Raw genomic sequence first — 5,791 nt, 5'->3', positions numbered from 1 at the left:
CTGTCCAACGGAAGCGGTTTTCCAGAATGCGGACGCATAATGCAGTTATTAACTCTTTCTGCTAAAGTAAGTACTTTGTTTTCGCGTCCGCGATATTGTGGATAATTGTCGTGTGAAGACATTAAATTGAATGCATGAGGTTTTGTTCCTGCATCTTGATGACAGTTCGTGCAGTTCATTTTATTGCCTAAATATTGTCCGTTTTTTCCGTTTGGACCAATATAATAAGCGGTTTTCATCATTAATTCTCTTCCATAACGAACCGATTCTCCAAATTGATCATCTGGAATTTTAGAAGTATCTATTGTAATATAGCCTTCTTCATCTTCTTTTTCTTCAGTTGTTTTTGAAGCTAAAGTTTGAGAATTTGATTTGGTGCAGGAATTGAAAACAGCGATTGACAATGCTGAAAAAAGTCCGATAAGAAATGTTTTTTTCATGGGTACTATTTTTAATCTTATTTCTTTTCCTGCAAGGTTTTGCAAACCTTGTAGGTATTCGTTTTGTATTTAAACCTGTAAGTTTTTCAAAATCTTGCAGGAGAGTCATTTTTCTAATTTTGAAGAAAAGGTTTTAGTTTTTCTTCAGGAATAAAGATGGTTCTGTATGGCGGAATTTCAGATTCTAATGCCCAAATAAGTATTCCTTTTTTATTGGTCAAAACTGTAATATGTCTTTTAGAACAACAAACCAAAAAGAGGTCTTTATTGATCATGTAAGCGCTTCCCATTCGGTCATTGTAAATATCTTTTGGTAATTTGATATGAAAATCAAGTTTTACATCATTGTTTTTTTCGTCTACTTTTAAGGCAAAAACAGAAGATTGTTTTACGTCAACACCATTATCAAAAAAGAGCAAGCTACCTTCTTGATCGATATGTGCGGCATGTGCCTGAGAGAAATTGGCATCTGGAGCCATTTTCATTGTGCCGCCTTTTCCTAATTTCCAGATTACTTTTCCTGTTTTAGAATTGATTTTCCAAATCTGGCCATTGTTGTAGAAAGAAATTAAAAAGTTTCCATCTTTATCGTAACTCAAACTGTTGGCATGCGTCCAATCCTTTTTGGTTTTTAGTAAATCTTTATCTTTAAACGGATCTAAATCATCAAAAACACTCCATTTCCAAAGTTGTTTTCCTTTTTTATTTAAAATTACAATTCCGTCTCCGTTAATTGTATCTTGTTTTTTTCCTCCGATAGAAGTCAAATCGATTATTTTTTGCTCAACAGTTAAAGCGACAATTTCATCAGCCGATTTTTTTATGATTTCATGATGAAGAACCTGCTTCAAATCGCCCTGTCCTTTTTTAATATGGGTTAAAGTATCGCCTTGAAGGTTAATTTCTAAAATCTCACTTCCATAACTCGTTGGTTCGTCATTTGTGCCTAAAATAGAAAGAATGGTTTGGTCTTTTGTAAAATGAACCACTTTAAATCCAGTTCCTTCAATAGTATGATACCATCTTAAGTTCCCTTTGTAATCAACAATATAAGCCGTTCCGGGAGTTTCTCTTTTCGCTAAAAGCAGAAAGCCTTTTTTGAAATTTTCAGGCAATAATTCTGGTTTCGGACAATTGGCTTTGAATTGTTTCTGTAGCCATTCTGGAAGTTTTCTAGATTTGAAAGTATAAACTTTACTAGTTTGTTTATTTCCGTCTTGAACTGTAATTAATTGAAAACTATAATCGGTTTCTGGAATTATGTTGCAAAGTACCAAGGAATGTTTTAAACCAGTATTTGAAATAGGAGAGGTTATTTTATTTTCAATTCCTTTTTTGTCAGACCAATATTCTGCATATACCTGAGCTTGGTCATTCGTAGTAACATCGATCTGAATTTTCAATTCGTTGTTGCTATGAGTGCCAATATTGATATTGGAGATAATTTGGCTTTTAGAACAGCTTGCCAGTGCAAGGAGAACTAAAATAAAACTTCCTTTTAATATTATTTTTTTGATCATTTGAAAAGCTTCTTTTGTGAAACAGAAAAATACTTTTTTATATAAAAAAAACAAGAACAGACAGACTGTTTTACTGTCTGTTCCTGATTATTTTTTTATTGTCTGTCGGCGTTGCTTAAATTTGGATTAAGGTCAACCTGACTTTGCGGATAAGTGTAATATTTGTTTTGCGGCATTTTGATTAAAGCGGCTTCACCAACTCTAAGATGATATGCGTTTACCAAAACATCATATTTGTTCATTCTGATCAAATCGGCGCGACGTTTTCCTTCGTAGAAAAGTTCCCATCCTCTTTCTTGTAAAATAGCATCTCTCAAACTAGTTTGCGTAAGAGCCGATAAAACCAAAAGTTTTGCATGCGACCTTCCTTTTACTTGATTGATTAGATCTATCGCTTCTTGAGTTGGACCACTGATCTCGTTTATGGCTTCAGCTCGGCTTAATAAAACATCAGCATAACGAAGGATATTTACACTATGGCCATCGTAATATGTCGTAGTTTCATCATCGGCATATTTTCTAGTAGAAACGTCTGGCATATAAAATTCACCAGCTGGTGGCTGAGCTCCTAATGAAGGCGCTTGTTTGTGAAGCAACCCGTCTGTCCCTTCAAATTCAGGGAAGAAACATTGTTTTCTTTCATCTTCATCACCAAAAGTGTTATAGAAATCCCAGTTTACAGTATAATACTGCCATCTGTTTTGAACTACAGGGTGATCAACAGGACCAAAGTGGTTTAATAATTCTGTTCCGTTTGTATTAGCATCACTTAAAGAAGAGAAGATATTTTCGCTGCACCATTTGTTACTTTCTTTAAACAAACCTAAGTAAGAAGGATAAAGATGATATTCGTTTAGATCCATTACCTGCTGAGTAAGTGTAACTACTTTTTGCCAATCGTGATTGCGCAAGTATAATTTTGCTAGTAAAGTAAGTGCAGCACCTTTTGTAGCGCGACCAACATCATTACTACCATAAATTGCATTTTCTTTATAGTTTACAGGCAAAATAGCAGCAATTTCTGTAAGGTCTTTAATAATGAAAGCATCAATTTCTTCTACAGATGATGGAGGTGTCTGTGCTAAGTAACTTGGATTTGCTATGTTTTCTTCGGTCATTAAAACAACAGGCCCCCAAGAGTCAGTCAAATCCATATAAGCAGATGCTCTTAAAAATTTTGCCTCAGAAATAAACTGTGCTTTTTCAATATCTGATACAGAAGACATCTTTCCGATGTAATAAATAGCATTGTTAGCATTGGAAATTAATTTATACATCGCATTCCAATCTTCTAAAAGTAAGCCATTTGCAGAATTCCATGTTCCTAAAGACAATTGGCCAGGATCTCCTCCAAATTGACAATGTCCTAAATCTGTCGCAATATCAGTTAATGCGAAGTGTCTTGTAGCCCAATACGAAAAGTTATCACCCACAGATGGTCCTTTTAGTCTGCCGTAAATAGAATTAACTGCGGCAATAGCATCTGATTTGGTTTGATATCCATTAGTAGTCGTCAAACTGCTATATACTGTAGGATCAAGATCCTCATTGCAGGAATATTGAAGTCCAGCAGCAAGTAAAAGCAATAAAATTGTATATTTTTTCATTTTGATAAGTTTAATGTTATTGAAAAAGCTATTAATGAATTGCTATTTTGATCCCTAATATAAACGTTCTAGAAGCTGGGAATGAGTTAAAATCAATTCCTCCACCAAGATTTTGCGCTGTAGCAGTAGTAGTGTGTCCATTTATTTCAGGATCGTTTCCAGAATACTTTGTAATTGTCAATAAATTTTGCCCTATTGCATATAGTCTTATATTATCAATAAATTTGGTTGGTTTTAAAAGACTTTCTGGGATAGAATATCCAATAGATAGATTTTTAAGACGTATGTAAGAAGCATCTTCAACAAACCTTGAGTTTACATAACTACCATAAGCACTTTTGTAATAACCATCTCTTGGAATGTCAGTATTTTCATTTGTACCAGCAACCCAACGATTCAAAGCATCAGTACTTGTGCTTGATTCTCCAACCATTCTAGTCATGTTATAAACAGAGTAATCAAGAGCGCCTTGGAAAAACAGATTCACATCAAAATCTCCGAATCTAAAATCATTATTAAAACCAACAATATAGTGAGGAGTAGAATTTCCTAAATAAGTTCTATCTTTAGCCGTAATCAATCCATCGCCATCTAAATCTTCGTATTTAGGATCTCCAGGTTTAGAACCAGGTTGAGCAGCATAAGTTTCACCTGTTTTTATTACTCCAGCATATTTAAATCCATATAATACACCCATTTCTTTTCCAGGTTCTAATCTTGTAAATTCACGACCCGAAACTGTACCGCTTGGATTAGAAGTATTGTAACTAATTATTTTAACATTATCTGCCAATGAAACAACCTCTTGTTTATTATAGGCAAGATTTAGTGAAGTTCTCCAGTAAAATTTATCATTTTTGAAATTCTCACTGCTAATACCAAGTTCAATTCCCTTATTTTCTATAGTTCCTGAGTTAAGTGTTTGAGTATTAAAACCCCACCATCCTCCAACAGGAACATTCAAAAGAGCATCTGTTGTTTTCTTTTTGTAAACATCAATTGTAGCAGTCAATCTATCATTAAAAAATCCCATATCCAGACCAATATTAGCTTGAGCTTGCTGTTCCCATTTTAGATCAGGATTTGATAAATTTTTTGGTTCAGTACCGCCTACAAAAGAACCGTCAGAAATGGTAACATTCCAAGGAGCAAGACTAGCTAGATATAAATAATCAGGAATTCCATCATTACCAGTAATACCGTAACTAACTCTTAGTTTTAATTCTGAAAGAGTTTCCAAATTTTGCATAAATGCCTCTTTTGAAATTCTCCATGCTACTGCTCCAGATGGGAAAGTTCCATATTTGTTATTTGGACCAAAACGAGAAGAACCATCACGTCTAATAGTAAAAGAAGCTAGATATTTGTCATCAAAAGCATAACCTAGCCTTCCAAAATACGAAGTTAATTTTGTTTCTTGTTTTTGAGTTTCAGGTTTCAAATAAACTGAAGCACTTTCTAGATTATAATACGTTAATACATCATTTGCAAAACCAGAACCAGAGGCTTTCATTCTTTCGTAAGTGTCTTTTTGGTTTGATGTTCCAATCATTGCAGTAAATGCATGCTGCTCTTTGATATTAAATTTATAGGTTAAATATTGTTCTGTACTCCATCTGAAATAGGTTTTGTTTTCTTCAGATCCAGAACCATTTAAGGCAGCTCCTGCAACAAGTGTACGTGGAGTATATTTTCCTTGAATATTTTCCTGCCACTCTGCACCAGCTCCAAAATGATATGTTAAGCCTTTTATGATTTCATAATCCATAAACATGTTTCCATTAACCAATCTGTTAATAGTATGATCAGTTGGTTCTAATAAAAGAGCTAAAGCATTATCTTTTCCTTGATATTTGTAGTATGAACCATCTGCATTATAAATTGGAATTGCCGGAGGAGCAGTTTGAATAGAAAACATAGGAGATAAGATATTATCGCCAAAATCACTATTATGCCCTTCACTTGCAGCCCCATAAACATTGGCTCCTACAGTTAATTTGTCTGTAAATTTTTTCTCTGTACCAATACGAACACTATATCTTGTAAAATCAGTGTTTTGTATTGCTCCAGTTTGTTTTAAGTAATTTCCAGATAAGAAAAATTTAGATGTTTTATCGCTTCCGCTAAAAGTCAGCGTTCTATTAAGAACTTCGCCTGGACGAGTTGCCGCTTCAAACCAATTTGTGTTGGCAATTGGAAAACTTGAAGGAAAAACTGCAGGTCT

The 5,791-nt window shown here is 34.1% G+C and carries 4 protein-coding genes; all 4 read right to left on the bottom strand.

Annotation, left to right across the window (positions count from 1 at the left end; translation table 11 throughout):
• On the bottom strand, positions 1-440 hold a 440-nt coding region (locus B3J44_RS13380; protein ID WP_414654802.1), incomplete at its 3' end, for a c-type cytochrome.
• A gap of 113 nt (positions 441-553) precedes the next feature.
• A complete protein-coding gene (locus tag B3J44_RS13375; RefSeq protein ID WP_286968874.1) occupies positions 554-1,960 on the bottom strand; it encodes an aryl-sulfate sulfotransferase in 1,407 nt (468 codons plus the stop codon).
• A gap of 95 nt (positions 1,961-2,055) precedes the next feature.
• Positions 2,056-3,567: a RagB/SusD family nutrient uptake outer membrane protein gene (locus B3J44_RS13370; RefSeq protein WP_286968873.1), complete on the bottom strand. Its 1,512-nt coding sequence runs from the start codon at positions 3,565-3,567 to the stop codon at positions 2,056-2,058.
• A gap of 31 nt (positions 3,568-3,598) precedes the next feature.
• Positions 3,599-5,791: SusC/RagA family TonB-linked outer membrane protein (locus B3J44_RS13365; RefSeq protein ID WP_286968872.1), on the bottom strand; the 2,193-nt coding region annotated here is incomplete at its 5' end.

Origin of the sequence: Flavobacterium sp. UBA4854 (assembly GCF_002399805.1) — a bacterium.
GTDB classification, from domain to species: Bacteria; Bacteroidota; Bacteroidia; order Flavobacteriales; family Flavobacteriaceae; genus Flavobacterium; species Flavobacterium ginsengisoli.
Note: the sequence above shows the minus strand (reverse complement) of the source record. Positions and strands in the feature narration are given on the sequence as shown.